At 42.5% G+C, this 25,932-nt stretch carries 26 protein-coding genes; 11 read left to right on the top strand and 15 right to left on the bottom strand.

Annotation, left to right across the window (positions count from 1 at the left end):
* Positions 1 to 97 precede the first annotated feature (97 nt).
* The 8 genes from EQM06_RS10320 to EQM06_RS10355 all read right to left on the bottom strand — a co-directional run bounded on the left by EQM06_RS10320 (position 98) and on the right by EQM06_RS10355 (position 9,305).
* A complete protein-coding gene (locus EQM06_RS10320; protein WP_128746360.1) occupies positions 98 to 2,146 on the bottom strand; it encodes an S-layer homology domain-containing protein in 2,049 nt (682 codons plus the stop codon).
* Between the two features lie 97 nt (positions 2,147 to 2,243).
* A complete protein-coding gene (locus EQM06_RS10325) occupies positions 2,244 to 3,074 on the bottom strand; it encodes a TatD family hydrolase (protein WP_128746361.1) in 831 nt (276 codons plus the stop codon).
* A gap of 85 nt (positions 3,075 to 3,159) precedes the next feature.
* Positions 3,160 to 3,576, bottom strand: coding sequence for a hypothetical protein (locus EQM06_RS10330; protein ID WP_128746362.1), 417 nt, complete (start codon positions 3,574 to 3,576; stop codon positions 3,160 to 3,162).
* The gene (locus EQM06_RS10335; protein ID WP_330548327.1) at positions 3,557 to 4,489 is read right to left on the bottom strand and encodes a phosphodiester glycosidase family protein; all 933 of its coding nucleotides are present in this window, start codon (positions 4,487 to 4,489) and stop codon (positions 3,557 to 3,559) included. Before EQM06_RS10335 ends, EQM06_RS10330 begins: the two co-directional genes overlap by 20 nt.
* Before the next feature lie 11 nt (positions 4,490 to 4,500).
* The gene (locus tag EQM06_RS10340) at positions 4,501 to 5,565 is read right to left on the bottom strand and encodes a GtrA family protein (RefSeq protein WP_128746363.1); all 1,065 of its coding nucleotides are present in this window, start codon (positions 5,563 to 5,565) and stop codon (positions 4,501 to 4,503) included.
* Positions 5,566 to 5,686: 121 nt separating this feature from the next.
* Positions 5,687 to 6,559, bottom strand: a complete 873-nt coding sequence (locus tag EQM06_RS10345) for a KilA-N domain-containing protein (RefSeq protein WP_128746854.1) — start codon at positions 6,557 to 6,559, stop codon at positions 5,687 to 5,689.
* A 131-nt stretch (positions 6,560 to 6,690) separates the two neighbouring features.
* Complete coding sequence (gene metG, locus EQM06_RS10350) at positions 6,691 to 8,667, bottom strand: methionine--tRNA ligase (protein WP_128746364.1); 1,977 nt, start codon at positions 8,665 to 8,667, stop codon at positions 6,691 to 6,693.
* Positions 8,668 to 8,690: 23 nt separating this feature from the next.
* Positions 8,691 to 9,305 (bottom strand): cytidylate kinase-like family protein, encoded by a 615-nt coding sequence (locus tag EQM06_RS10355; protein ID WP_128746365.1) that lies wholly within the window; start codon positions 9,303 to 9,305, stop codon positions 8,691 to 8,693.
* A gap of 232 nt (positions 9,306 to 9,537) precedes the next feature.
* Between EQM06_RS10355 and EQM06_RS10360 the strand changes: the two genes are divergently transcribed.
* Together EQM06_RS10360 and EQM06_RS10365 are read left to right on the top strand one after the other, a co-directional pair.
* Complete coding sequence (locus EQM06_RS10360) at positions 9,538 to 10,077, top strand: biotin transporter BioY (RefSeq protein ID WP_164914432.1); 540 nt, start codon at positions 9,538 to 9,540, stop codon at positions 10,075 to 10,077.
* 10 nt (positions 10,078 to 10,087) lie between these two features.
* Positions 10,088 to 11,077, top strand: coding sequence for a biotin--[acetyl-CoA-carboxylase] ligase (locus EQM06_RS10365; RefSeq protein WP_128746367.1), 990 nt, complete (start codon positions 10,088 to 10,090; stop codon positions 11,075 to 11,077).
* A gap of 57 nt (positions 11,078 to 11,134) precedes the next feature.
* On the opposite strand, the gene EQM06_RS10370 is transcribed toward EQM06_RS10365, so the two are convergent.
* Genes EQM06_RS10370 through EQM06_RS10380 form a run of 3 tightly spaced genes read right to left on the bottom strand, consistent with a single transcriptional unit; the run spans position 11,135 to position 13,608 of the window.
* Positions 11,135 to 12,166: a histidine phosphatase family protein gene (locus EQM06_RS10370; RefSeq protein WP_128746368.1), complete on the bottom strand. Its 1,032-nt coding sequence runs from the start codon at positions 12,164 to 12,166 to the stop codon at positions 11,135 to 11,137.
* 15 nt (positions 12,167 to 12,181) lie between these two features.
* Positions 12,182 to 13,033, bottom strand: coding sequence for an adenosylcobinamide-GDP ribazoletransferase (locus EQM06_RS10375; RefSeq protein WP_128746369.1), 852 nt, complete (start codon positions 13,031 to 13,033; stop codon positions 12,182 to 12,184).
* Positions 13,030 to 13,608, bottom strand: a complete 579-nt coding sequence (locus EQM06_RS10380) for a bifunctional adenosylcobinamide kinase/adenosylcobinamide-phosphate guanylyltransferase (protein ID WP_128746370.1) — start codon at positions 13,606 to 13,608, stop codon at positions 13,030 to 13,032. The genes EQM06_RS10375 and EQM06_RS10380 overlap by 4 nt, the downstream gene beginning before the upstream one ends.
* Before the next feature lie 129 nt (positions 13,609 to 13,737).
* On the opposite strand from EQM06_RS10380, the gene EQM06_RS10385 reads away from it, so the two are divergent.
* Complete coding sequence (locus EQM06_RS10385) at positions 13,738 to 14,676, top strand: DMT family transporter (RefSeq protein WP_128746371.1); 939 nt, start codon at positions 13,738 to 13,740, stop codon at positions 14,674 to 14,676.
* A gap of 14 nt (positions 14,677 to 14,690) precedes the next feature.
* Here the strand turns inward: EQM06_RS10385 and EQM06_RS10390 are convergent, their stop codons facing one another.
* Entirely contained in the window at positions 14,691 to 17,342 is a 2,652-nt protein-coding gene (locus tag EQM06_RS10390; protein WP_128746372.1) for an EAL domain-containing protein, read from the bottom strand.
* Between the two features lie 351 nt (positions 17,343 to 17,693).
* On the bottom strand, positions 17,694 to 17,885 hold the full coding sequence (locus tag EQM06_RS10395; protein WP_128746373.1) for a hypothetical protein: 192 nt from the start codon (positions 17,883 to 17,885) through the stop codon (positions 17,694 to 17,696).
* Between the two features lie 192 nt (positions 17,886 to 18,077).
* On the opposite strand from EQM06_RS10395, the gene EQM06_RS10400 reads away from it, so the two are divergent.
* On the top strand, positions 18,078 to 19,268 hold the full coding sequence (locus tag EQM06_RS10400) for an amidohydrolase (protein ID WP_128746374.1): 1,191 nt from the start codon (positions 18,078 to 18,080) through the stop codon (positions 19,266 to 19,268).
* A 30-nt stretch (positions 19,269 to 19,298) separates the two neighbouring features.
* Here the strand turns inward: EQM06_RS10400 and EQM06_RS13275 are convergent, their stop codons facing one another.
* Positions 19,299 to 19,433, bottom strand: coding sequence for a hypothetical protein (locus EQM06_RS13275; RefSeq protein WP_269140032.1), 135 nt, complete (start codon positions 19,431 to 19,433; stop codon positions 19,299 to 19,301).
* A 132-nt stretch (positions 19,434 to 19,565) separates the two neighbouring features.
* Here EQM06_RS13275 and EQM06_RS12910 point away from each other — a divergent pair, with 132 nt between their 5' ends.
* A complete protein-coding gene (locus tag EQM06_RS12910; protein WP_164914433.1) occupies positions 19,566 to 19,742 on the top strand; it encodes a hypothetical protein in 177 nt (58 codons plus the stop codon).
* Between the two features lie 80 nt (positions 19,743 to 19,822).
* On the opposite strand, the gene EQM06_RS10405 is transcribed toward EQM06_RS12910, so the two are convergent.
* Positions 19,823 to 20,209 carry a VOC family protein gene (locus EQM06_RS10405; RefSeq protein ID WP_128746375.1) on the bottom strand — a complete coding sequence of 129 codons (387 nt, stop codon included), beginning with the start codon at positions 20,207 to 20,209 and terminating at the stop codon, positions 19,823 to 19,825.
* A gap of 143 nt (positions 20,210 to 20,352) precedes the next feature.
* On the opposite strand from EQM06_RS10405, the gene EQM06_RS10410 reads away from it, so the two are divergent.
* The 6 genes from EQM06_RS10410 (at position 20,353) to EQM06_RS10435 (ending at position 25,907) form a co-directional block, all read left to right on the top strand.
* Entirely contained in the window at positions 20,353 to 20,805 is a 453-nt protein-coding gene (locus EQM06_RS10410) for a putative ABC transporter permease (protein WP_205666550.1), read from the top strand.
* A 230-nt stretch (positions 20,806 to 21,035) separates the two neighbouring features.
* The gene (locus EQM06_RS10415) at positions 21,036 to 22,274 is read left to right on the top strand and encodes an ABC transporter substrate-binding protein (RefSeq protein ID WP_128746377.1); all 1,239 of its coding nucleotides are present in this window, start codon (positions 21,036 to 21,038) and stop codon (positions 22,272 to 22,274) included.
* Between the two features lie 130 nt (positions 22,275 to 22,404).
* Positions 22,405 to 23,292: a branched-chain amino acid ABC transporter permease gene (locus EQM06_RS10420; RefSeq protein WP_128746378.1), complete on the top strand. Its 888-nt coding sequence runs from the start codon at positions 22,405 to 22,407 to the stop codon at positions 23,290 to 23,292.
* A gap of 2 nt (positions 23,293 to 23,294) precedes the next feature.
* Positions 23,295 to 24,371: a branched-chain amino acid ABC transporter permease gene (locus EQM06_RS10425; RefSeq protein WP_128746379.1), complete on the top strand. Its 1,077-nt coding sequence runs from the start codon at positions 23,295 to 23,297 to the stop codon at positions 24,369 to 24,371.
* Positions 24,364 to 25,203 (top strand): ABC transporter ATP-binding protein, encoded by an 840-nt coding sequence (locus tag EQM06_RS10430; RefSeq protein WP_128746380.1) that lies wholly within the window; start codon positions 24,364 to 24,366, stop codon positions 25,201 to 25,203. Before EQM06_RS10425 ends, EQM06_RS10430 begins: the two co-directional genes overlap by 8 nt.
* On the top strand, positions 25,203 to 25,907 hold the full coding sequence (locus EQM06_RS10435; RefSeq protein WP_128746381.1) for an ABC transporter ATP-binding protein: 705 nt from the start codon (positions 25,203 to 25,205) through the stop codon (positions 25,905 to 25,907). The genes EQM06_RS10430 and EQM06_RS10435 overlap by 1 nt, the downstream gene beginning before the upstream one ends.
* The last annotated feature ends 25 nt before the right edge of the window (positions 25,908 to 25,932 follow it).

A 25,932-nucleotide genomic window follows, 5' to 3' on the forward strand; every position in this document is an offset into this window, starting at 1 on the left:
AGATTCTATTTTTTCGTCTTTTTTCTGACAGATTAACAAAAAAAAGACTCGTTTATGAGTCTTTTTTTTAGCATTTGTACGTATCTGCTTTTTTTCGTTAATTTTTATTCAACGTGTTGAACAGAATCGCTGCTGTTTCCGCATGGGTCAACGGATTTTGTCCGTTAAATCTTCCTTTGGCGTCGCCCTTCATAATCCCCATTGCATAGGCTGCGGAAGCATAGCCTACATAAGCGGAATCCACCTTATCCGTATACATATTTTTAAATACGGCGGATTCTTTTGCCAGCTTATCCACACCGAGATACCTGCTTACATACTTTGCTGCCTCCTGTCTTGTAACAACAGCCTTGGCGTTTACTTCTTCCTTGGTAAGCATCTTACGGTCAATCAGCATTTTATAAAAATCCTGATCGTCTGTATAATAACTCTGTTCAGGAGAATATAAATATCTGAAGAATTCCAGCTGAGTGGTCGCTGCCTTTGGTGCAAAGGTATCGCCCTCCAGATAATATCCATTATTCTTAAGCTCTTTAATCATTTTTTCAGCCCAGTTTCCGGCTATATCCGTATAGTCCCCTAAATTGGCGTCATCTTTATATACATCACCCTTATAATCCAATTGGACTCCCTTAAACGCATCGATCATATAGGTTCCGCTTTTTCTGAAATCATATACTAAAACAATTTTCCCGTCCAAATCCTTTTTATATACGAACTCAAAGCTGCCGAGCTGATCTGCTGCCTCAAACGCTTTCTGCTGCTCTATGACCTTGTCTAATGCAGGGAAAACGGCACTGTCATACCAAGCTCTTGAATAGGAAAGAATCTTCCCTGCGGCTTTATCGACGGAAACGGAAACCGTGTTCTGGTCAAAGCTGATACCGTTCACCTGTCTGGTATAAATAAAGGTGTAGTCTCCATACTTGCTGTCCATGGTATCTTCATTGCTCCAGACAAGCTGATCCTTCTTGTCTGAGCAGACTTTATCCATATAGCCTGCGGCAATCGTCTTTGCCCGTTCCAGACCGATATCATTTTTAGAGCTGCTGTCTGAACTGCTGCTAAAGTTGAGCAGTACTCCTGTCTTCGCATCCAGCGTTGCAAAATCTTTTTCATAATTTAAATACCATAAATATTCCCGGTTCGGTCCCCAGTCCTGTCTCAGCATAGCGGATTGAAGCTTCTGGCTTCCGATAGAAGGAATCATATCTCTGGCTGCTTTGTCTGCCTGACCCTTATCCAGTAAATTCTGGGTTCGCTGTATTTCCTTTAATTCCTCTTCCGTAAACTTGATTTCATCCGCTGCGCTGCCGGCGGCTTTGTCTTTTGTCTCTGCCTGATTTGCATATCGATATAGCTGATAATCCTTATACAGCTTTATCACGTTTCCGGTATTGGCATCAATGGCTCTGTTGGTTCCATCGGTTTCATAGGCCGTAAATACTTTCAGCTTTTTCTTAGAATAATCATAATAAGAAAAGTATTTCAGTTCAGGCCCCAATTCTTTTAAATAGATTTTTTCCGCTTCACTTCTATCGATGGCTTTATCCTTGGAAGGATAGCTCTGAACAGCCAAATCCTTCTTATCCGCATTCAAACTGTAGCTTGAAAGCTTTCCTGTGTATTTATTGATTTCCATGCGGACAGAGATAAAATCACAGGGAATATCGTTTACATACATTCGATACATAAAGGAGTAATCACTTCCGTAGTCATTGCCGGCGCTGTCCTCCAGTTTAAATTCACCTGTGGTATCCGGCAGAAACTTTTTCAGATATTCCTCCGCCGCCTTTTGAGCCTGAGCCTTGTTTACCTTGGCTAATCCGCTGGATTGAAAATCGGCTGAAAAGCAGTAGAACGAGGTGATAAGCCCTTCATTCGTTACGGTTGCAGAAGCATTGGCCGTATGCTCCGTATCGGACCAGTTCAGCTGTATACTGCTGCCTTCGTCTGCATCCTCATCATAATAATAGCTGAATTCACTTAGGCTCTCCGGTATGTCTACCACCTTTTTGACCGCAGTGATCGCACTTGTTAATTGGGCGCTATCCGCTGTTCCCGCAAAGGCTGCTACTGAGCCGGACGCAAATGCTGTGGATATCAGCAGTGTACATATCATAACCATACATAATAGCTTTTTCATAATTCCCTCCTGTGTTCCCTTCTGTAATATTCCGGTTTATATACTATTATGACAGGATTATTTTCTATTTTGTTCCATATTTTTAAAACTTTTTAATTTAATTTATTCCAAAGAAATGTTTGGCGTTTTCACAGGTTATACGAGCCACCTCTTCATACTCCATCTCTTTGATTTCTGCCACCTTTCGGGCCGTATACTCCACATAAGGGGACATATTTTGTTTTCCCCTGAAAGGTTCCGGTGTCAGATATGGTGCGTCGGTCTCCACCAGTAAATATTCAATGGGAATATTTTTCACCACCTCGATCCCTTTCCGTGCATTTTTATAGGTAATCGGCCCGGCTATGGACAGAGTACCCCCCAATTTTATATACTGCTGTCCGATTTCTCTGCTGCCTGAAAAGCAATGGAGCAGAACCCTTGCGTCCGGCAGCATCTCTCCGTCCGCTCCCCGCCTTTTAGGGAACCAGCTCATTCTCTCCCGGGAAAAAGCTCCCTCTTCCTTCAAAATGTTCATGACCAGTTCATCGGCTTCTCTCGAATGAATCGTAATGGGCATTTTCAGTTCATTGGCAAGCTGGATTTGCTTTCTGAACCATTCCTCCTGTACATCTCTTTCCGAAAAATCGTAATGAAAATCCAATCCGATCTCCCCGATGGCCATGACCTTGTCCTTTTTTGCCAGTCCTTTGAGCATGGCAAGCTGCATGTCATCCATATCCTTTGTATCATGAGGGTGACAGCCCACCGCCGCATAACACCACGGGTATTTTTCCGCATGTTTGACGGCCAGAACAGAGCTTTCCAGATTAAATCCCACGTCCATTACATAGGAAACATCGGATGCCTCGATTTTTTCTGCCAAAGCGATCCGGTCTTCTTCCGTAAGCGTTTCGTTGTTTATATGTGTATGTGAATCAAATAACATATTGACCTCCTGCAATTTTTCCCCAGCCGATGGTCTTCCCTTTCGGCGGACTCTTTTAGTTCTTGTCGTTTATATCTTATCATTTTTACCTGTGCCTGTCTCCGTAAATAAAGAATAATTTGAAAAGATAGGAAACCACTCCCATCGCCAGCATCAGACCTCCTAAAATCCCATATACGATTATGTACGGCGATGCTGTTCCTGCGATTTCAAGGACTCCTTGCAGCAGGGCACCTATGGTCAGTGCCGCTACTCCGGAATTATAAACATTAAAGGAAAACCGGGACATATCTTCCACTTCAAAGATAAAAAGAAATATCCCATAAAACACCATTCCCAGCAGAAGGGGACAAAGGTATAAATAGGTCATATAAAAGGAATGAACGCCATGACCAAAGTGATTATATATGGCGGAAAAAATGAGACAGAATGCCGAAGCAGCAGCCATTCCATAAAATCCTTCGCTCACATGCGACTTTTCTTCAATAGCCAATATAGACAATATCACTCACCTCCCGTTCTCCCAATTTTCTTCCATCTGTTGGATTATTCACGACTTTTCCGTTAAAATACATCACGGAAGAGCCTCCGCCATCCAGATTATACGCTTCCGTACACCCTTGGTCTTTCATGATCTCCGCCAGCTCATAAAGGGATAGTCCCTGACTTTCTTCCGTTCTGCCGTCTGAAACAACGATTATGTAATGCAGAGGAGAAATCATACCGATGGCGGTCCTCGGGTTGCTGTTTTTTGCCTGCTCTACCTCCTGGTTTGCCTGTACTGCCATGCTCCCATTTTCTATCAGTCCCGGTCCAAAGGTCAAAATCTGCATAGCCCCGGCATCCAGCAGGCTTTCAGCCGTCTGCTGGCTCTCCTTTATAATATCACACGTTCCATCTTGATATAGTACAAAGGCTTCCTCATCGGGATCACCATAATTGCTGCGGTATAAGGTTCCGTTGCGGAGCACGTACCCATCATCTCTAAACCCATAATAGTCTCCGTTTACAGCAAGAATGGCATTATTCCGCTCTGCCATTTCAGAAGTCGTTTCTTTTATGTTTCGTCCATATGAATTATTTGCAAAGGCCGTCTTCAGATAGTCGGCACTGCTCACTTGAATATCTGCTATATATACCGTAGTATCCTTCACCCGTTCTTGTGAAAGCTTCACGCTGATATTTGAATCCTTGTACGACTGATCTGAAACGGACGCATTTACTGCCGCCGTTTTTTCTGCAGTCACAGAGGCTCCACTGCCGGCCTGTACCTCCGCCACCTGTACACTTTGGATGACAAAGGTCTTTAACAGTACAAATGCAGTGAAGCTTACCAACATTACACTGTATATAAACGCCCACCAAAAGGGCGGCTTTTTTCTTTTAGCTCGGATCGTATTTCTCATTTTTCTCATATTTTTACCTTTTAGCCCTTCTCCTGTACCATCTTATTTTTAAAAATAATCTTCTTCTGTACAAAACAGCTGAATATAAATAAAATCAGTTCAACGATAATTTTTGCCGCAAACCGGTTTGGAATCCACGTTGTTACCAGAAGGGACAAAAGCAGTGTATTTAATACTAGAATGACTGCTGCCAGAACAGCATATTGAGCGGCTGTCCTTACGACCCTTCCCTCATCTTTAAAGACATATTTTCGATTGATATAATAGTTGACCATTGCACTAACGATTCTTGCCGTAACATTGCTTACGCCTATACTCCAACTCACAGACAATCCCTTCGTGAGGATAATCAAGACTGAATAGAGCATAAAATCCACCAAGAATCCAATGAAGGAGGAAAAACTAAATTTAATAATTTCTTTATAAATATGATAGGAATCTTTTAATGGATGGAAATGAGACCGGGTGTTTTTATCTAAATATATGGTTTCAATAGGTTCTTCATCAATCCTTTTCTTCTCCTTCGCCCAATAGAGCAGCATGTTCATTTCATATTCGTACCGATTGCCCGGAATCGACAGCATAAAAGGGAGCTGTTTCATATCAAAGGCTCTTAACCCCGTCTGGGTATCCCTGATCTTTGTTCCGGAAGACCATTCAAATATTTTGCTTGTAATCCCGTTGCCGAGCCGGCTTTTCAACGGTACGTCCCCCACGAATTTTCTGCTCCCCAGCGTCAGCGTATCCGGATTGTTCTGATTTTTCTGAGCCACTGCAAGGATGTCCTCCGCCTTATGCTGTCCGTCCGAATCCGCTGTAACGACGGTTGCCTCTTCATAGGTTTTCTGAATATATGAAAAAGCGGTCTTTAGAGCGCTTCCTTTTCCTCTGTTGGATGGATGGGTTATAACAAAGGCATACTTTTCAGCCTCTTTAAACAGTCCCCTATAGGAAGGATCGCTTCCATCATCCACCACGATCATTTGCATGGAAGTTCCAAGGTGAATCCTTTGAAGCAGTTCAATCATTTTTTCGTCTGGCTCATATGCCGGAATCACCAGAATCATATTCTTTTTATCTGCCATACTATATCCCCTTTCTCTGTCTTTTCTTTACTATAAACAGATATTGTGAAAAATCTGTAAAAGCCTTATGAGAATAGTATGGTGATTATTTGTTTTCTTGATACAAAAAGAGGATTGACTATCAATCCTCTTTTTTGTCTGTATTATCAATAAGATTTTGCTTTAGTGTTTCTATAGTTTCTTGATTTTTTTTGAGAATTTCAAGCTGCCGATATGCCTTTTCTCTTAATATCTTTAATCGCTCCATTTTAGGTACTTCCTGCCTTATCAAATCAGCATTGGTATCTTCTAAATTTATTAAAACAACTAATTCCTCAGCTGATGAAAAATCTCTGATATTAGGTGTTCTCCCACTTATACCTTTTTCACTTCTCCATCCTGCCGCTGTCTTTCCAAATAAAGCCACATTAAGAATATCTGCTTCTGATGCGTATGTATAAGCCATTTCCTGCGGAGACAAAGTCGGCGTTATCAAAAATTCCTTTACCGCATCAGTATGAATGCGATAATTTATTTTTGAAAGTTCTCGTTTCACATCCCATCCTATCGCAAGCCGATTTGCTTCATCTTTTTTTAATCTCTGATAATCCTTGATAATATAAAGCTTAAATTCTGGCGAGATCCAAGATGCAAATTCAAAAGCAATGTCTGAATGAGCATAAGTGCCGCCATATCGTCCTGATTTTGATATGATACCTATAGCATCCGTTGCTTTTATCCATTGTTGCGGTGTCAATGTAAACGCATTATCTCCTGATTCTGTTTTAAACCTATCGAATTCGATAGGTTTAAAACTAGGATTATGTATTTGCTCCCATAAGCCTAAAAACGAAATGGTAGAATGGTTACGCATCCAGTTTGCAACTACTATAAATGCGTTATCCGGATTTTTGTATTTTGCAATGTCCGTTAAAGAAATGTAGGCATCTTCATTGACAACATCGCCCATTACTCTGATTTCTGTTCCATTAGCATCAAGTTTTGTATTTTTCATTAAATTTTCTCCCTTTTGATAATATTTCATTTATACTTAAATCAAAAGATGTAGCTAAAATCTGTCAAATTAAAAGATAAAAGTAAAGGATCAAGTAGGAGGTAATTAAATTAATTACCTCCTACTTGATCCTAATTCACGGAATTTCCATCCATGGCTTCTGTGCTCACAAATTCCAGCTTTTCACCGTTATCCGCAAACAGGAGCATTCCCTTGGACTCCATCCCTCTGAGATTTCGAGGCTTTAAGTTTGCCACGACAACAACCTTTCTTCCTACGCAGTCCTCCGGTTTAAAATAAGCGGCGACCCCCGAAATGACCTGACGGATTTCCGTGCCCATCTTTACCTTGAAAACCAGAAGCTTGTCTGCTTTCGGGTGTTTTTCTGCTTCCAGAATCGTACCCACTCTAAGATCGATCTTATCAAAATCCTCAAACTCGATTTCCGGCTTTAGTTCAAGGGGAACATTCGCCTCTTCCCCTCCATTGTGTTTCTGCATTTGTTCCAGCTCTTCCAGTTCCTTTTCAATATCCAAACGAGGAAATATGGCTTCGCCTTTTTTTACCTGTTCGCCGCTCATCATTTCAAACTCAAAGGCATCCTCCCAAATCGGGTCGGCAAACCACAACCCCATTTGCTTTCTGATTTCTTTAGAAGTCGTATGCATAAACGGATAGATCAATACCGATATGATTCGGATAGCTTCTGCCAGATTATGCATCACCGTGTTCAGTCTATCCTTCGCTTCTTCACTCTTTGCAAGAACCCATGGAGCATTTTCATCAATGTATTTATTGGCTCTTCGAACTACCACCCAGATTTCTTCCAGCGCAAGGTTGAACTGGAACTTATCCATATATTCTTCCACTTTCTTTGCCGCCCCGGTTGCAATCTGTTTTAAATCCGCATCGGAAGCCAGCCCCGCTTCTCCCGCCGTACAATTTTCGTCACCGCAGACAGGGAACGTACCGCATAAGGCTGCCGGAACAACGCCTCCGTTATATTTTTCAATCATGGAAACGGTTCTCGAAACCAGATTTCCAAGGTCGTTTGCCAAATCATAGTTCATTCGTTTCAGCATGACTTCATTGGTGAAAACGCCATCCTGCCCAAAGGTATACTCCCGAAGCAGGAAATATTTCAGTGCGTCGACCCCATATCTCTCAATCAACTTCACCGGATCTACCACATTGCCTTTGGATTTTGACATCTTGCCCCCTTCGAGCAGCAGCCAGCCGTGACCCAGCACCTTCTTCGGAAGAGGAAGCTCCATGGACATCAGCATAGCCGGCCAAATGACCGTATGGAACCGCACGATCTCTTTTCCTACCAAATGAACATCCGCCGGCCAGTATTTATCGTAAAGTTCCGTATCCTCACTGCCATATCCGAGAGCCGTAATATAGTTTGAAAGGGCGTCCAGCCATACATATATGACATGCTTTCCGTCAATAGGAACCGGAATGCCCCAGTCAAAGGTGGATCGGGAGATACACAGATCTTCCAGTCCCTGCTTTACAAAGGCGATCATTTCATTTCGTCTGGTCTCAGGCTGTAAAAATTCAGGATTCTTTTCAAACAGCTCAAGAAGCCTATCCTGATATTTTGAAAGCCTGAAAAAATAGGCTTCTTCCTTTGCAGGCTGCACAGGTCTGCCGCAATCCGGACATTTTCCGTCCACCAGCTGACTCTCTGTCCAGAAGGACTCACAGGGAGTACAATAAAGACCTTTATATTCCCCTTTATAAATATCGCCCTTCTGGTACAGCTGCATGAAAATTTCCTGCACTCTTTTCACGTGGCGCGGTTCGGTGGTTCGGATGAAATCATCGTAAGAGATTTCCATAGTCTTCCACAGCTCCTTAATGCCGTCTACGACCTTATCCACATACTCCTGCGGGGTCACACCTTCCTTATCGGCAATCGTCTGAATTTTTTGTCCGTGCTCATCCGTTCCTGTTAAAAACCGTACATCATATCCTTGAAGTCTCTTGAATCGAGCCATCGCATCCGCCATTACCGTACAATAGGTATGTCCTATATGCAGGTTCGCACTTGGATAATAAATCGGCGTTGTAATGTAATACGTGCCTTTTTTTGTTGTCATATTGAAACTTCCTTCTTTCTTCTTTAGTATTTTCTGCGTTCTAAAAACTCTTCGATCACTGCGATCGTATCCTCTAATCCGATATAGCCGCTGTCCAGCGTCAGATGATAATTGAGGATGTCTCCCCACTTTCTTCCCGTGTGATGGGTATAATAGTTGGTTCTTGCTTTGTCAATCTTCTTGATCTCATTTTCCACATTTGTTTTATCCATCCCATATTCTTCCACAGCCCGTTGGATCCTGTTGTGCATCTCCGCACATACAAATATATTGGTCACCTCAGGCATATCTCTCAAAATATAGTCTGCGCAGCGTCCTACGATAACACAAGGGCCTTCCTCCGCGATTTTTCGAATGACATTGACCTGAGCGAGAAAGCATTTATCATTGAGAGAAAGTCCTTCTATTCCGGCATCTCCGCTTCCTCCGAGGCTGGTTGCAAGCGTGTATATAAAACTGTTTTTAGCCTTCATTTCAGCATTTTCAATCAAATCCTTGGAGAAACCGCTTTCTTCCGCAATCCGGTCTATCAGTGCCTTGTCATAAAAAGGTACACCCATATCTTCTGCCAATTTCTGTCCTATTATTCTTCCGCCACTTCCATAAGTACGGCTTATCGTAACTATTCTTTGCTTCATTCAGCACCTCCATCTATAGTAACCGCCAATCTTTTCTTCATTACAACAATTACTACACCTATATTTTATTTATTCTATCATAAAATTCCAGCGAAAACTACTCTGAAATGTGAATTTTAGCATGTTGAGGGATTGTAAACCCTTACTTTTAAATTGGTTGACATATAAATTTTTATCCTTTATACTGATACCTGTAATCTTTTTATATTCTTACATGAATGAGGTGAATTCAATGCATTATACAAAAACAACCAATATGATATTATGTGCCGTATTTGCAGCCATAACAGGGGTCAGTGCCGGGCTGATGCTTCCCCTGCCCTTTACACCGGTCCCTATCACGCTTTCCACGTTAGCCGTTATGCTTACGGGGGCTCTACTGGGAGGTTGGTATGGTTCGGCCAGCATGATCGTCTATCTCCTTTTAGGTATCTTTGGTGCTCCCGTATTCAGCGGATACACCGGAGGCTTTGACAAGCTGATCGGACCTACAGGAGGATACCTTGCCGGATATATTTTGACGGCCTTCATTACAGGTATTATAATAGAGAAAATGAACAAGAAAAATAACCTATACATAAATGTGTTGGCAATGGCTCTGGGTCTGTCCGCCTGCTACGTTTTAGGAACCCTATGGTATATGTTTTCCACCGGGACGCCTTTATGGACCGCCCTGATTTCCTGTGTGTTCCCATTTTTAATCGGCGATGCCCTTAAAATAGCAGTAGCAGCAGTACTTGCATCCAAGCTGCGGCCCGCCATGCACAGATAAGGAGGCGTTTATGTCTGTTAAGGACGAGGTATTAAAAGTGCTGGAAAAAAACAAGGGGGAGAGTATTTCCGGAGAAGCTCTGGCGAACCAGCTTGGCGTTTCGCGGGCTGCCGTCTGGAAAGCCATGACAGTTCTCCGCAAGGAAGGCTATCCCATCATGGCTGCCACCAATAAAGGGTATTCCCTTATGGAAAGCAGCGATCTTTTATCCGAACAGGGTATTCGGGTCTATTTAAAGGAAAAGGACTACGCTTTAAATTTACACGTATATAAGAGCATCGATTCCACCAATTTAGAAGCCAAAAGACTGGCTCTTGAAGGAGCCGGCCCCGGAACCATTATCGTATCCAACGAGCAGACAAAAGGACGGGGCAGGCTGGGACGCTCTTTTTATTCTCCTGCTTCCTCAGGGATTTATTTGACCATTCTTTTAAAACCCGGCCTGGATTTATCCCAGTCTGTCTTAGTCACAACAGCAGCATCCGTGGCTGTTGCTAGAGCCATCCAAAAAGTCGCTCATGTGGAGCCGCAAATAAAATGGGTCAACGACGTATATATTGCCAATAAAAAAGTCTGCGGTATTCTCACCGAAGCGATAACCGATTTTGAAACCGGTACGATTGAATATATTGCTCTGGGAATCGGCATCAACTGCCGCACCCCGGAATTAGGCTTTCCGGAAGATATCATAACTAAAGCCGGAGCCATTGAGGTACCTTTTTCCCGCAATGAACTGGCGGCGGAAGTCATTCATCAGGTGATGAGCCTATATGAAAATATCGAAAGCAGAAGCTTTATAGAAGAGTATAAAAGGCGCTCTATGGTGCTGGGAAAAAACATTGAAGTCGTGAAGCATTATCAAAAAGAATCGGTTTCTGAAAATCCCGAAGCTCAATCCGCCGTGGCCTTGGACATCGATAAGGACGGAGGTCTTGTGGTGGAATACGAAGACGGAACACGGGAAGTGCTGAATACGGGAGAAATCAGCATAAAGCTGTAGATTCTGCACGCCCCTTTTCACAGAAACTTCACCTTTCTTTTTTAAAGGGCTTCATTTTTAAAAGCTTTGATACGAAACAGGTTTTCCATCCTCCATCTTGATGGTATATCCATGTCCCGGTTCCGGAATCCATTCATAATAGTGCTTGCCTTCCTCCGGGAAGCACTCTGCCATGATTTGAGATATGACTCCTCCGTGGCATACAACAGCGGAATGGGCTTCCTTTCCGGAATGCCGGACAGAAAACTCTTTTAATTTGTGAAGGCCCACAAGCTGCCGGAAGCCTTTACGGACTCTTTCCTGAAAGGCTTTGGCACTTTCGCCATTTGGAGGAGCCGTTGTTCCCGTTTTGTCACCGATCCATGTCTGATATTCCGGAAGCTCCTTGAGTTCCTCATAGCTATGCTTTTCATAATCCCCAAAGGACATCTCTTTTAAATCCTCCAGCACCGAATGGTCTTCTTCTCCGAAAATAATGCGAAAAGTTTCTTCGGTCCGAAGCAGGCCGGTGGTATAAAAATCCGCCTCTGTTACCTTCGGATAAATATCCTCTTCTTTCAGAGAAGCCACCAATGCTTTTCCTTCCTCCATCAAAGGCAGATCTGCCTGACCGTAATACCACCTTTTTAAATTTCCCTCTGTGGTGCCGTGCCGAATCAGATGAATATAGGATTTAGGCTTTCGGGGCTCCGTATGAGCGGTGGCTTTCACGACTTGAGGAAGTCCGCAGAATATTCGGGTGACCGTATCCGCTTGACCGCTGAGATAGATCAGGATCCGGCCGTTCATTTCCCGCCACGCCCGCAAAGTCTTATCCATGGGAACGACCCCCTGGGATATGTCGGCACATACAATAATTTTATCCTGAAGGTTTGATCGATTTGCTTCCAGAATATCTTTTGCTTCTATTCCTTGTTTGGTGCAGGCCAAAGTGAACTGCTCCAATCCGTAAATCACCTTCTTGGAAAAGTCTATGTCAAGTTTTTCTTCTTCTCCAACGCAGTAAAAAATGTCCTGTTCCTTTATATTGAACTGTTTTTTTACGTACTCCAGCTTTCCCTGATATACGCCTCCAAATATGAGCTCCATGTTTCGTCCTTTCTTTTATAAAACTGCCAGTGTCAGCACACCTGCACATTCCGCTATGGTCAACGCATAACCCGCTATGTCTCCGCTCATGCCCCCAAGCTGTTTTCTTCCATACCGCATCATCATAAAATGCACAATTCCGGTTACTGCCGCCGCAATTCCCACTATATAAAATTTTGCAATTACGAGATACTGCTGTGCCCGATCGCTGACAGGCAATAAATAGCCTCCAAATTCATGGATAATCGCCAGATGGCCTGTCAGCAAAGCTAACAGGAGCATGATACCCATTATGCCGATCAGTACGGCCTCATACTTTTTATTGATGTGCTCATCATAGCTTGCATTATACTGGCTGTGCCCGATGGGCCGGTATTTTAATACACCGTACCCGGAGCAGGCTCTGGATACCACAGGGATGAAAAGCAGTCCGCTCATCCTCGGATACAGATTCGAATAGCTATACTGCTCCAGCAGAGCCCATACAGCTGAAAACATCACGACAAAGAGCAGCACCACACTGATGACCGCAAAAGCACCTACGTGAGAATCCTTTAAAATCCGTTGTCTCTCTTCCAGCTCACGCCTGGACAAAATCGCATCACAGCAGTCCATGAACCCGTCCAGATGAATAAATCCGCTGACTGCAAAAGGATAGATGGTCAGGGCGGCTACCTGTAAGGGCAAGGGCAGATGGAACAGATCCATTCCCTTATATAAAATATACCATAATACGCCCATTAAAATTCCGATCAATGGGAAAAATACCAGCTGCAAGCGCCTTAAACCATTGTCCCACAGCTTGCAGGGGCAAGGAACTGCAAAGAAATTTCCCCATGCCATGAAAAAGGCTGTTACATATTTCATGCTTTAAAACTCCTTTTATACTCTATTACATTACCAAAAGAAACCTCTATGACACGCTCACAGATTTCCGCCAGCGTTTTGTCGATAAAGGCCAGTCCGCGCCGATAGTCTTCTGTCAGGACATCATACGCCGCAGCTTCCCCATATATATAATCCGATACAAATACCGTATTTCCTGTGCGCACCGCAAATTCCCGCAGCTCTTCCGCTACTCTTTCAGCCGCTTCACCATCCACACTTCCATCAGCTTTGAACATTTCATTGGAAAGAAGAGCGGTCACACTGTCTAAAAGAAAAACGCCGTGCGGATCAGCCCCGTCTTTTTTTAAGTTCGAAGAAGACGTGTTTTCACACAGGCACCGGCATATGTTTTCGCTTTGCTCGACTGTCTTAAATCCCCAGCCTTCGCGTTCTTTCACATGTCTTGCAATGCGGGTCAGATCTTCTTCATCCGCCGGTTTCATGGTCGCCACATAATATAATGCCGCATTCTTTTCATGCGCCATATCTCTGGCAATATTTTGTGCATACATGGATTTTCCATTTTTACATCCACCGCTGATAAAAACATTCATTTTTCTGTTTCTCCTACTTTAAAGCTGCATTCATGGGGTTTTTTACCAACTTTTATTGTATCACAAAAGCCCCTATGATATAATAATTTGTCTGTAGATATTTTATTTATTTAGTAAAGGAAGTGCATTATGAGTAAAAAAGTAAGAGCTAATATTTTACTTCTGTTGACCGCCCTTATATGGGGATCTGCTTTTGTGGCACAAATAAAGGGTATGGACAATCTTGGCCCGTTCTCGTTTGCCTGCATCAGAAATCTGGTAGGAGCTGTTTTTCTGATTCCGGTTATTTTTGTGCTGGATAAATTAGACCTGAATCATGCGCAAGAACCGGATGCAGAAAAAACAGAGGCCGAGAAAAAAGCAGAAAGAAAAATCCTGCTGACCGGCGGCATTGCCTGCGGCCTTGCCTTATTTGTTGCAGGTTCTCTGCAGCAGGTAGGCCTCATGTATACCACAGCCGGGAAAGGCGGATTTATTACAGCTCTCTATATTGTGATTGTTCCTATTCTGGGATTATTTCTGAAAAAGAAGGTCAGACCAATTATCTGGGGCTGCGTGGCTGTGGCCGCCGTGGGTCTGTATCTGCTGTGCATCAAGGAAGGTTTCACCATCGGACTTGGAGATTTGCTGATTCTGATCTGTTCCTTTGGATTCTCCATACATATTCTGATCATCGACCATTTTTCCCCTAAAACAGATGGGGTTCGTATGTCCTGTATCCAGTTCTTCATTGTGGGCATACTTTCGGGAATCGTGATGTTCGCTGTAGAAACTCCAAATCTTCACGATATTTTGATTTCTTGGATGCCTATCGTATATTCCGGCGTTCTTTCCTCCGGTGTTGCCTATACCCTCCAGATCGTGGCGCAAAAAGATACCGACCCGACTGTGGCATCCTTGCTGCTCAGTCTTGAATCGGTATTTGCGGTTCTTTCCGGTATGATTGTCCTTCACGAAGTACTGTCCGGCAGAGAGATCTTAGGCTGCATATTAATGTTCTCTTCCATTATTGTGGCGCAGCTGCCTTCAAAAGCAGACCGGCTTTCACAGGGAAATCCTTCTGCCTGACAGCGGGAGAAACATTATAATATATGGATATATTCATCAAGGGAGATGTCTTTTGCAAAGGCATCTCCCTTTGCTTGGTCGCAGCTCACCTTTGTCAAATAGGCTATTTCCGACTGTCTGGAGACCCCTGTAACGATGGACTTTGCATGGATAGACCGTGTCATTTGCAGGATAGAGTCAATCATTTCCGGGGGCCGGTTCTTATCCAAAATGTCCGGCTCGAATTTAACAAAATCCACACCGGTCTTATAAAGTGCCTCCAGCGGCAGGTACCGTTCTTTATATTCTCCTATGATACAGTCGGAACCCATGTCATGAATACAGCGGACGATCTTTTCTACCAAATGCTTTTTTTCAAACAGGATTTCTTCGGAAATTTCGAAAGAAAAATATTCTCCCGGAACGTTATATCGGTCTTTTATTCGCTGTAATTTATGGATGAAATCCGTCACATTGAAATGGTTTCTATGGAGTGTGATGGATATAGGCATGCAATTTCTGCCCTTGTCCAGATGTTTCCTGAACCTTTTACATATTTCTTCATAAATAAAACTATCTAAGCACATAATCAAGCCTCTTCGTTCAAAAACACCTGTATATTGCTGCGGCAGTAATGTACCTTTTTCTGGATGCTCCCAGACAGCATAGGCATCCCCATTACATAGTGCTCTCGTTCTTAAGTCATATCGCGGCTCCACATAAATTTTAAATTCTCCGTTTCTAAAAGCTCTATACATGGTATTTTCCAGCTTTTTTTCAAATAATATTTTTTCCAGAAGCTTGACATCATAATAAGATATGATCACATTGTTCTTCTCTTTGTTTATTTCATTTTTCAGTGCCATGCCTGCCCGTTCCTTGGCCAAATTCAAATCCATGGTTATATCCCGTATGACGTAGACTCCGCATTCCAATTTAAAATTAGTCTCTATAATACATTTTCCGATTCGAACCAAACGTTCCTCCAGTTGACTTTCCCCTTCATATTTCATTAAGATCATCATATGCTCCGCATAATTCCTGCACACGATCTCATCATCATCCAAATACTTGGATATGCCCAAAAATACACTTCGAATCAGTTCATCTCCCCGAATATGTCCGTAATTTTCATTATATACGCCAAAGTTATGCAGATTTGTATCTACTAAAGCATAGGAACACTCCATTTTACTGATGATTTCCTTTGCCTTCCTATCAAAGTAGTTCATGCTCATACCGCCGGTGACCCCATCGCTGTAAGCAATCTCTTCCAGCAAGCCTTTCTCTTCTTTTATTCTTCTGGACTGATAGAATAAAAGAAGAATTGGAAGCGTCAAGAACATGGCCCACATCAGAACAGCCAGAATCAATATTCTCACGCCGTCCGTCCCAAGACCGCCTCCTTTCGATAAGCTTACTAAATATAGATCTTGAATGGGAAGGGGCATGTACGCCGCAAATTTCTTTTTTCCGTCTGCCATAAAGGTAAAGGTTCCCGAACTTTTTTGTTCTAATGTGGCAGTCAAATTTGCAGGTCTGTATTCCGGTTCAATGATTCTGGGCGTTTGACTCAAATACTCAAATAAATTTTCCTGATTTACAAAAGAGGTTTCCGATTGCCTGCTCCACAAAATATTTCCGGCTTTATCTATGATGACCATGTCGTACTTGTCGGAAGCTCCGTTAATAAGAGAGGCACTGCAAATTTTATTGATGTCGAAAATCGTGCCTATGGATTTATAAGGCACCCCATCCAGGCGAAGTCCTGTGGCAGGCACAATATAATTGATCAAAGTGCTTCCGCTGAAATAGTCTGCTGTGACAAAGAAACCTTCCTTTGCACTGTAATCCGCCCCCTCTTCCAGCTTGGTCTTATTGTCGGGTTCCACAGAATTTCCGGTATACAGGAGGTTTCCTTTTTCATCTACAAAAAATATTGCCTCATATCCATACTCTCTTTTTTCTGCTTCCACGTATTCCATCATTTTATTTTTGGTCATTTGGGTTCCCATGCTGGAAGTTAGATTTTTAAAAGCAGAGAGATTATGCGAGATGCAGTTTAACTGCTGTGATATAAACCGGTTAGTGCTCTTGCAGCTGTTCATGGCATCTTCGGCCGCTTTATCAACCTTTTTAGAATAAATATCTTGAAAGAAAATGGCGGAAAGAAGAATGCATAAAAGACATGTGACCCCTATGATAATTTTATATTTCTTCAAATCCTTTAGGTTATGATCCTTTTGTTCCTCAAACTTTATGTCAAAAGGTTTTACAAAAGGTTTATGGGGACGCTTCTCGAAATGCTCTTTTATGTAGACAAGCTGTTGGACTCTTTTATGAGAGATGTCTTCCAGTAATATTCTGATGATGTTGCTGCTGCTGCTTTCTAAAAGCTTCATCTTACATTGGAGGATCTTATAATCTTCTCCGGCGAACTGCACACAGAATTCAAAGGACTCGTCGCTTTTCCCGGTGATCAGCATGTTTTGAAAATAATCAATGGAAAAATGCTCCTGAAGCTGAACCACATCTGTTTTTCGTACTCCATATTCTACAAAGTATTGAAAATATTGACTTGCATCATAGGTTCTTCCTTCTTTACCATCTTTTATTAGAATTACGGTCATACTGTCCATATCTACTTCAAGTGTTAAGTAAAACCTTTCTGCAGTTTTCAAAACCATACGAAATCTCTCCTTGCTTAACTCTTAACGTCCTATAAAAAATTTGTCGAATTATGGGTATTCCTGTAAATTTATTCCATGTGCCATGCAAGTATCAATATAGCACTGAGACGTTGAAAAGTCAAGCCTTTGTTGTTTTTATTCCGCTTCTATAACTGGGTAAATAAAGTTAAATAGGATGTATAATTATACTTTTTGTTGTTGAAATACAAAACTAATATTTTTTTGATTTGAACTTTCTTTTTTAAGATAAAACAGCAGGCATTGCCATAAATCGGCTTTGCCTGCTGTCCATCTTGTCCTGAAATTTAAACACATTTTTAAAAGGAGAAAAGTAATTTCTTTATACGCTTAATAAACCTTGCCGTTTTCCAGATAATCTTTGAGCTTTTGAGCCTGTAATCCTTCGCTTTTAGCAAAGTCTCGGAGGAATTGCTGCACTTCGGGATTATCCACTTCATAAGAAAAATCCATAAAATCCCGCACTCTTTCCTGAGTGTCCAGTAAAGCCTTCTTTAAATAATCTTCTGAATCAAATTTCATATTAACCTCCATAGCCGTTAAATTCATATTAGTTATTATCCTTCAATCCAAACAAATTATACCGGAGAATTCCAAATTCTTTATTTTTATCAGCAGGCCAAACACATGTAGGAATATATTTAGAAAAAAGGTACATACTTCTACTGTTTACAATGAAAAATCCAGGCAGGAGATAAAAAAGGGGTGATAAGGATGCTATTAATAAAAAACGGGAAAATACTGACTATGACCGGTTCAGTTATCGAGCCGGGAGAGGTATGGATCAAAGGCCAAAAAATAGTTGACGTGGGCAAAAATCTAAAGATAAGCGGTGAGGAACCCGTTCAAATCATAGATGCAAAAGATCTTTGGGTTTTGCCGGGTCTCATCGAGGCTCACTGTCATATCGGTATCACGGAGGAAAAAAAAGGATTTGAAGGTGACGACTGCAATGAAATGAAAGATCCCATCACCCCATATATAAGAGGACTGGATGCTATTAATCCCATGGATTCCGCTTTCCACAATGCCGTCAGCTCCGGAATTACTTCTGTCATGGCCGGTCCCGGCAGCGCCAATGTCGTCGGCGGGCAATTTGCTTTTATCAAGACCTTCGGCAGATCCATTGATGAAATGGCTGTTCTTCAGCCATCTGCCATGAAGGTAGCTTTCGGTGAAAATCCCAAATCCAACTACAACGAACTGGAAAAAATTCCGACTACCAGAATGACCATAGCCGCCTTATTGAGGGAAGAGCTTTATAAAGCGAAGCAATATCAGTTGGAAAAAATCAGCAGCCAAAAGTCCGGCGAACCTTTTGAAGTGGATTTCAGGAAAGAATGCTGGCTTCCGGTCTTAAATAAAAAAATTCCTTTAAAAGCACATGTCCATAGAACGGACGATATTTTGACAGCCATACGAATTGCGAAGGAATTTGATTTAAACTTGACTTTAGATCATTGCACCGAAGGCTATTTAATTGCAGAGCTCATAAAAGAATCCGGCTTTCCTGCCATAATCGGTCCCGGATTTGCCTCCAGAAGTAAAATCGAAACGCAGAACATGGATTTCAAAAATGCTGGTATCTTAAGTAAAGCCGGCGTTAAGGTAGCCATAACAACCGATCACCCCGTATCCAGAATTCAATATCTCCCGATCTGTGCCGGATATGCGGTAAAAGAAGGTCTTCCTATGGAAGAAGGATTAAAATCCATTACGATTAATGCAGCCGAAATCTGTAGAGTTTCAGACAGGGTCGGCAGCATTGAACCAGGAAAAGACGCTGATATCGCTATTTTTGACGGAAATCCTATGAACGTTTTTACCAACACCATTTATACCATTATTAACGGTAAGATTGTTTACAGCAAGGAGCATTCGGATCATAGTGAAAAACTGCTATAAAGACAGCAGTTTTTCATCAAGTATCCATCCTCACCCTCCTATAGGTTCAGAATCACCATATCCTCCGGGTACCAGACAATTTCCGTCCGCATCCTTTTCAGGGCAGTCATTGGGCCGTTTGCCGGTCTTTATTTCAATCTTGTAATTTTTTTGCTCCTTTTTCATATAAGCACCTCCTCTTAACCTTTATATATATCTTTCTACAAAGCGGCTAAATTTATAGGTGAAAGAATATGGTTTTCAGAGACTTCATAAATGTAAAATTATTGCACATACTAAAAAACGGAGGTGATAAATATGGATTATTTAAAGAGACGGGACAGTAATGCAGAAGCTTATCGAAAAGCACATCGTGCTGAATCCAGTGACAGTACTCAAAATAAGGTCAGTAACAAAAGCACTCAGGACTCACAACAGAGCACTGGAAATGCCAGAAATGAGGCTCAAAATAGTCAGAATGCTAAATCAAAATAAATTCTACTATTTGTAGCCTTAAAAGAAGCTGTATCAAATAGACACACTCGTCTATGAGCGTGTCTATTTCTCTTTTCTATTTATTCCCTTGTGGGAACAATCTCCGTCCAGTATCCGTCCGGATCTGAGATGAAATAAATGCCTATATCCGGATTTTCAAAGCAGATTATTCCCATTTCTTTATGTTTTTTATAGGCTGCTTCATAATCATCCACTTTAAATCCGATATGACTCTCATTATCTCCCAGATTGTACGCTTCCTTTCTGTCTCTGTACCAGGTAAGCTCCAGAAGCATGGCATCCTGACCGCCCTGTGAATTGTCCGAGCCTAGAAATACAATGGCATAAGCTCCATCTTCCGCATCTATTCTTCTTATTTCCTTAAGCCCCAATGCTTCTTTATAAAATCTCATGGATTTATCTAAATCAAAAACAGTTATACAGGAATGATATGCTGTGAATTTCATACGGTACCCTCCTTATGTTCATCCTACACTTTAATTTTTATTTTAATGATAGTTTAACATAAATTCTTTCCTTCTTAAACTACTATTTTATAGTGACATTTTTAACCACGGTTAAAGATCCGGATCTTGCAGATAATAAAGGTATGGAAGGTAAATTTGCAAGAGAAAAACTGAATGGAGATGGGAGAAGAACGGTCGAAGCAAACGAAGCGTTAAAAGCGGTTATTATTTTTGCAATCGGCTTTGTTGGTTACGGCGTAATAGAAATTTTATTTAGGGGGTATACGCACTGGTCTATGCTTTTGACCGGCGGAGCCTGTCTTCTTACCCTTTATTATTTAAATGTGCAGTTCAATAAGGTCTCCATGGTTTGGAAGGCCTTAATAGGAGCCTTCGTCATCACCGCCTATGAACTGGCTGTAGGTGTTATTGTGAATCTTTTATTTCATTTCAATGTGTGGGACTATTCAGAGCAGCCTTTTGATTTCTTAGGCCAGATTTGTCCTCTATTTACTTTTTTATGGTTTTTATTATGTCTGCTTTTGTTGGCCGTTTCTAAAATCTTCTACCGTAGGAACCGATATTTAACACCTTAATTTAACACCAGTCTGCCCTGTTAAATTATTAAACTATACTTTTCTTAATTCTGTTCAACAATTTACCTTATTACAATATAATAGACAATAAAAAGAATTCTCTGAATTTTATTTTGCCCAACAAATAGTACATTGTATACTTGTTATTTTATCCAAAAACTCTTTACTTTTATGAAAAAAAATGTACAATGGAATATAACTGAATAGAATATTGAGGAGGAAAAATTATCATGAGGAAATTATCATTATTGTTGGTACTCGCCTTAGTAGTATCAACAGTTTTTGTTGGCTGCGGCAGCAAGGACGGCGGAGACAACGCAGCAAAGGGTCCTGCCGGCGTTACCATAAGCGGAGATGTTATAAAAATCGGCGTATTTGAGCCAACCACCGGTGAAAACGGAGGCGGCGGTATGCAGGAGGTTCTTGGCGCCCGTTACGCAAACCAGATGATGCCTACGGTCGATATCAACGGCACTACTTATAAGCTTCAATTAGAAGAAGTAGACAATCAATCCGACAAGTCTGCCGCTGTAACAGCAGCTCAGTCTCTCATCAGCAAGGGCGTAGCAGCCGTTATCGGTTCTTATGGTTCAGGTGTTGCGATTGCTGCCGGATCCACCTTTGCGAGTGCCGGTGTTCCTGCCGTTGGATGTTCCTGCACCAATCCGCAGGTAACCTTGGGCAATGACTTTTATTTCAGAGCCTGCTTCTTAGATCCGTTTCAGGGAACTGTTATGGCTTCCTACGCAACGGATGCCGGTTACAAGACTGCTGCAGTTATAAGCCAGAACGGCGATGACTATTCCACAGGCCTTGCCGGATATTTCAAGAAATCTTTTGGCGAGTTAGGCGGAACTATTGTGGCTGACGAAACCTATCAGACAAATGAATCCGATTTTAATGCAATTCTTACAAAAGTAAAATCCGCTAATCCGGACTGTATCTTTATTCCATCATCGATTAATACAGCTACTCTGATCTTACCTCAAATTGCTGCCAACGGCATCAAGGCTCAGGTCTTAGCCGGTGACACTTGGGAAAATGCAGCGATTATTTCCAAGGATGCAGTTGGAGTTGCCTTCTCAACCTTCTTTGATGAAAATGATGAAAGCAATCCGGTTGCAGCTGAATTTGTAAAAGGCTTTAAAGACTACTTGAATTCTGATCCAAAGAACATTGCTCTTAATGCAAACACGGACACAGTTGCCGCTGTATCTGCTTTAGGGTATGATTCTTATACATCTATTTACGAAGCATTGAAGAGTCTGGATGGAAAAGAAGGCGATCTGACTTCAGTTGCTATCCGCGATGCTCTTACAAAAGTAAGCTTTGACGGTGTAACAGGTCACATTTCCTTTGATGAAAACGGGGATGCCATCAAGGATACTGCTTATATCAAGACAGTTGATCAGGAATCCTTGACTTCTAAAGAGTTCAAATTTATTAAGACTCAGACCGTAAAAAAATAACAAACCCTTAGCAATATTCCATTTTCATAGCATGACATGTTGACAGAATGATCTATTGTACAAAACGATGCGGTAGGGGGGCAGAGTGCCTCCCCCCGCTTTATTTCTTTATTAGGAGGCTTTAAAAACAATGACAGCAACAGCTTTTTTTTCATATTGCTTAGCGGGTATGTCCATAGGTAGTATATATGCGCTGATTGCCATCGGTTACACCATGGTGTATGGTATTCTCAGGCTCATAAACTTCGCTCACGGAGATATTTTTATGATGGCCGCATACTTCATGATATTCGCGATGGTGGATCACCAGATCCCATGGTATTTTTCCATGGTCATCATGATAGTCAGTACGGTCCTTCTGGGAGTCGTCATCGAAAAGCTGGCCTATAAGCCGCTTCGGAACGCACCAAGAATGTCCATTATGATTTCTGCAATCGGTGTTTCTTACCTTCTGCAGAACCTGGCTACGTACTTATTTTCCGCACTTCCAAAACAGTATCCGTCTATTCCGGTACTAAATAAGACGATCGCACTCGGAGGTGTTTCAACTTCTCTTGTAACCTTTATTACACCGATTATTACGATCCTTTTCGTCGTACTGCTTATGCTCTTAATTAAATATACCAAGATGGGCATGGCGATGCGAGCCGTATCCAAAGACTTTGAAGCGGCACAGTTAATGGGAATCAAGATAAACAGTGTAATCAGCTTTACCTTTGTAATAGGCTGCTTTCTGGCTGCGGTAGGTTCCATGCTTTACTTTACACCAAGACCCTCTGTCTTTCCTCTGGCGGGTTCCCTTCCGGGGCTTAAATGCTTTATCGCAGCCGTATTCGGAGGGATCGGAAGCATCCCGGGTGCCGTTGTCGGCGGCTTCATTATCGGGTTTTCAGAAACCTTTATTAAAGCCGCAGGTTATTCAGAATTTAGTGATGTATTCACATTTGTATTATTAATTGTCGTATTGATGTTCAGGCCAACCGGTCTGTTCGGTGAAAATTTGGCGGAGAAGGTGTAATTATGACAAAGAAATCAAAAACTATTTGTACCATAATTGCATTGCTGGTACTGGCAGGAATGATCGTTTCAGTGAACGAATTCACTTCGCAGTCCTCCATGCTCCGCACAGTATTGCAATTAGGTTCAATTTATGCTCTTGCAGCAGTATCCATGAACTTATTGAACGGCTTCACAGGCTTATTCTCACTGGGTCAGGCAGGTTTTATGGCAATTGGAGCTTATACCTATGCGGTCTTTACCATTCCGGTGAACAGCAAACCGATCGTATATTATCTCTACGGTGTTTCCGACCTGCTTGCCAATGTGGAGCTGCCTTCTTGGGTCGGACTGATCCTTGCTGGGCTGATGGCCGCATTGCTGGCTGCTGTTATCGGTGCCCCGGTGCTCCGATTGAAGAGCGACTATTTTGCCATCGCAACACTGGGATTTTCTGAAATTGTACGTATTTTAGTAGCAAGTTCTCCATTTAACACGATTACGAACGGTTCTCTGGGACTCAAATTGATACCGGGCTATCATTCTTACTACACGCCGTTTATTATCGTATTCATCTGCATCGTCATCATTGCCCTACTGATCAAAAGCTCTTACGGCCGCGCATTTAAGGCGATCCGTGAAGATGAAATTGCAGCAGAAGCGATGGGTATCAACCTGGCAAGGCACAAACAGCTGTCTTTTATCATCAGCTCGTTCTTTGCAGGCATATCCGGTGCTCTTTTAGCCATGTACCTTGGAGCCGTTACCTCCACTACATTCCCAATCATGCTGACCTACAACATTCTTCTTATCGTTGTAATAGGCGGAATCGGAAGCATTACAGGGAGCATCATCTCGGCGTTCCTCATTACGGCGGCTAAAGAGTGGTGGCTGCGTTTTCTGGATCAGACTATGATTATTGCGGGTATCCATGTTCCTTTCCTCCGAACAGGTTTCCGAATGGTCGTCTTCTCCGTTATCTTAATGGTGGTCGTTCTTTTCTGGCGAAGAGGCATCATGGGACAGAAAGAATTCTCATGGGACGGCATTTATCGTTTCTTCACCCGAAAATCCCGCAAAGGAGGTGCTGTTCATGAGTAAGCAGAACCTGCTTCGCGTTTCAGACGCGACCATGCAGTTTGGAGGTGTAGTTGCCCTTAACAACCTGAATCTGGAGTTGAACAAGGGTGAAATCATCGGTCTGATCGGTCCTAACGGTGCCGGTAAGACCACTGCCTTCAATGTTATAACCGGCGTTTATTCCCCCACCAACGGAGAAATCACCTTTGACGGGGAAGTGATTGCCTCCAATTTTCCTCATGGCAAAATGAAAGCACTGTATGCCGGTCAAAATGCCGGTAAATATACAAAATCCGTTGTTCCCACACCGGATAAAATAACGAAGAAGGGCATTGCGAGAACCTTTCAGAATATCAGATTGTTCAAAGATCTGACGGTATTCGAAAACGTCTTGATTGCAAAGCATTTAAATATCAAATCCAATGTCTTTGCCGCCACCTTTATGCTGAACCGGAAGGAAGAGCAGCAAATGCGGGAAGAAACCATGGAGCTTTTAAAGATTCTTGATTTGGAAACCCATAAGGATGATATAGCAAGCTCTCTTCCATACGGCAAACAGCGGCATCTGGAAATAGCCAGAGCACTGGCGACCAAACCGAAGCTGCTGCTGCTCGATGAGCCTGCTGCCGGTATGAATCCGCAGGAATCGGATGAGCTAAAGAACTTTGTAGCGCGCATTCGCGATGATTTTAATTTATCCATCCTCACGATTGAGCATCACATGCAGTTCGTTATGGGTATCTGTGACCGCATTTATGTTCTGGACTACGGTACTTTAATTGCAGAAGGTATTCCATCGGAAATTCAAAATAACCCGAAGGTTATTGAGGCTTATTTGGGGGTAGACGAGTAATGTTAAAAATAGAAAACTTAAATGTATTTTATGGCGGTATCCATGCCCTCCGGGGAATAAGCTTAGAGGTTCCCGATCGCAAGATCATTTCTTTGATCGGAGCCAATGGAGCAGGTAAGAGTACGACACTGAAAGCCATTATGGGGCTTGTGCCGAAGTCGGAAGGCAAGGTCGCCTTTGATGAAAAAGATATTACTTCCGCACAAACAAAAGACATCGTAGGGTCCGGTATCGTCCTCTGTCCGGAAGGCCGCCGGGTCTTCCCCGACCTGACCATAGCGGAAAACCTGACTCTTGGGGCTTATCTGAGAAAGGATAAGGAACAAATAAAAAAAGACAAGCAATGGGTCTATGAACTGTTTCCAAGGCTCCTTGAAAGAGAATGGCAGCTGGCCGGAACCCTTTCCGGCGGCGAGCAGCAAATGCTTGCCGTAGGGCGCGCCATTATGAGCAAGCCAAAGCTGCTTATGCTGGATGAACCCTCTCTGGGTCTGGCTCCTCTGGTAGTCAAGGATATTTTTTCCATCATCCGACAAATTAATGATGCCGGTGTGAATATCCTGCTGATCGAGCAGAATGCCAAAGCCGCACTGGAAATCGCTGACCACGCGTACGTTATGGAAACGGGCAGCATTACCCTTTCCGGCACAGGCAAAGAGCTTCTTGCCAGTGATCTGGTCAAAAAAGCCTATCTGGGTGAATAAAAAAATAAAGGAGTGTTTCATCGTG

It is taken from the genome of Aminipila luticellarii (assembly GCF_004103735.1).
GTDB classification, from domain to species: domain Bacteria; phylum Bacillota; class Clostridia; order Peptostreptococcales; family Anaerovoracaceae; genus Aminipila; species Aminipila luticellarii.